The organism is Candidatus Symbiopectobacterium sp. NZEC135 (genome assembly GCF_025962695.1).
The window spans coordinates 1-1,999 of record NZ_JAGFPF010000273.1 but is presented as its reverse complement, the minus strand read 5'-3'; the positions used below and the strand labels follow the sequence as shown (position 1 = coordinate 1,999).

Sequence of the window (1,999 nt, the reverse complement as noted above, 5' to 3'; positions counted from 1 at the left end):
CTGGCTCTGCTGGCGGATGTGTCGATGGCGGTGCTGGGCGGCGATTTAAAACGTCGGGAACGTATCTCCGCTCGACTGGGCGATGTGCTGAGCCAACTTTATCTCGCCTCGGCGACGCTGAAGCGCTTTGACGACGAAGGCCGCCAGCAGGCCGATCTGCCGCTGGTACACTGGGGCGTGCAAGATAGCCTGCATCAGGCCGAAGTGGCCTTGCACGATCTGCTGCGTAACTTCCCGAACCGTGCGGTGGCAGCAACGATGCGCATCGCGCTATTCCCGCTGGGCCAGGTCAGTCCGGCACCGAGCGATCGTCTGGATCATCAAGTCGCCAAGCTGCTGCAAACGCCAGGCGCCACGCGCAGCCGGTTAGGACGCGGTCAATACCTGACGGCCAGCGAACACAACCCGGTGGGTCTGCTGGAACAGTCGTTGCTGGATGTGATGGCCGCCGAACCGATCCACCAGCGGTTGTCAAAAGCGTTGGGTAAATCCCTGCCATTTATGCGGCTCGATCAGTTGGCGGAGCAGGCATTGGCAGAAGGCGATATCACTGCGGAAGAAGCGCAGATCTTGATCCGAGCTGAAGCGAGCCGATTGCGCGCTATCAATGTGGATGATTTCGCGCCTGAAGCGCTCGCTGCTCATGCACCACAAACCAAACCGGCAACCAAAAAATCCGTTGCCGTCGCCTGATAACCCGCCGGGCTCCTCACGCAGTCCATCGTTTTCCATTCTTCGCCCTCGAAGCTAAATTACCGCACTGCACGTATCATTATCCTGCTCAGTATCTGCGCGGAGTTTGAAGCGCCTCCGAGAAACCCAACGCCATTGCCCGGATAATTCCTCTTTTAGCTGAGAGGAAAGGATCGATGAGCACCCGTTTCAGTGGGTTACGTAAAGGCCTCAGTTGGATGTACCCACGCCGTCTACGCAACCAGCTCATTATGATTGCGGTGTTCATGGTCACGATCCCCACCCTCACCATCGGTTATGTCGTCGAGACCGAAGGCCGGGCGGCACTGCTGCAAGAGAAAGAGAAAAAACTCTCTGCCATTACCCATCTGCTGGATGAAGCGCTGGGGGACAGGTTCACGCATTTTGCCACCCTCCCCCACGCTGAGCGTATTCAAGCGCTCAATCAGGAGTTAGCCCCGATCACCGAGAGGATCACGCGCGCTTTTAACGGCGTCGGCGCAGGCTATTACCACCGTGCGCTGGACGCCATCATCACCTATGCCCCTTCGGCACAGTTTCAGTCCAACGTCGGTGTCACGATCAACGCCGACCACCCCGGCAGAGAAGTCATGTCCAGTAATCAGCCCAAGGTCTATTCCGGCAAGCAGGTGCGCGGCAACATCATGAATTCCATGCAGCCGATCGCCCGCGATGGCAACGTGATTGGTTATATCTGGGCCAATGAATTATCTGAAGATATCAGCCAGCAGGCTCGGCGCATGGATATCAATATTGTCTCGGTGCTGGTACTGGGTTTGCTGGTGAGCCTGTGCCTGATTATTCTGCTCTCTCGCCGTTTCAGTACCAGCATTGACGTGATTGCTCACGGACTGGAAGATCTGGCGCAGAATCTCAATACCCGGTTGCCGCCCCTATCGGGAGACTTGGGGAAAATTTCACACAGCGTCAACGCGTTGGCGCAGGCATTGCGCGAAACCAAAACCCTCAACGATCTGATTATCGAAAGTGCCGCCGACGGCGTGATCGCCGTGGATAAACACGGCAATGTCACTACGATCAACCCTGCCGCTCAGGAGATAACCGGCTATCGGCAGGATGAGTTACTGGGCCAGCCGTATGCCAAAATATTCTCCAACACACATTTTGACAGCCCGGTGCTGGATACGCTGCAAAAAGGCACCGAGCACGTCGCGCTGGAGGTGAGCTTTCCCGCCCGGGATCGCACGATAGAACTGAGTGTGACCACCAGTCAGATCCATAATGCCCATAATCAGCTGGTTGGCGCGTTGGTAATCTTCTCCGA

The 1,999-nt window shown here is 56.8% G+C and carries 2 protein-coding genes; both read left to right on the top strand.

What is annotated here, in order from left to right:
* A partial coding sequence (locus J5224_RS25825) for an acyl-CoA dehydrogenase domain-containing protein (protein WP_264628050.1) occupies positions 1-693 on the top strand: 693 nt, incomplete at its 5' end.
* Between the two features lie 176 nt (positions 694-869).
* A partial coding sequence (locus J5224_RS25820; protein WP_264628049.1) for a PAS domain-containing protein occupies positions 870-1,999 on the top strand: 1,130 nt, incomplete at its 3' end.